The 485-nt window shown below is 61.0% G+C and carries 1 protein-coding gene; it reads right to left on the bottom strand.

Annotated features, from left to right (window positions below; all coding sequences use genetic code 11):
• The coding region (locus ACFHWW_RS34210; RefSeq protein ID WP_379943825.1) for a potassium-transporting ATPase subunit KdpA at positions 1-485 on the bottom strand (485 nt) is incomplete at both ends.

The raw sequence follows: 485 nt of genomic DNA, 5'->3' as shown, positions 1-485 counted from the left end.
AACGAAGAGCAGCATACCGTAGAAGCCGGCGCCCACACCGCCGAAGATGACCTCGCCCACCTGCATGTTGAGCAAAAGCGCAAGGCCGGCGAGTGGTGTAAAACTGTCATGCATGGAGTTCACCGAGCCGTTGGAAGCGGCTGTGGTCGCCTCGGCCCAGAGCGCGGAAAGACCCGTCCCGAAGCGGACTTCTTTGCCCTCCATATTGCCCGCCGTCTGATCAATCGGCAGGGCGTTATACAACGTGTTGCCGTGAACCTCCGCGCCGTAGACGACGGCGAGGCCGACGACGAACAGGATGCCCATGGCCGCGAAGATGGCGATACCCTGACGCTGATCCTTCACCATGTGCCCGAACAGCAAGCAGAAGGCTGCCGGGATCAGCAGGATGTAGATCAGTTGCAGCAGGTTAGAGAGCTGCGTCGGGTTCTCGAGTGGATGCGAGGACTTGACGTTGAAGAAGCCGCCGCCCTTGGTGCCGAGCG

Source organism: Sinorhizobium sp. P24N7, assembly GCF_042436655.1.
Taxonomy (GTDB): Bacteria; Pseudomonadota; Alphaproteobacteria; order Rhizobiales; family Rhizobiaceae; genus Sinorhizobium; species Sinorhizobium meliloti_A.
The sequence above is the reverse complement of the archived record's forward strand: the minus strand, read 5'-3'. Positions and strand labels throughout refer to the sequence as shown.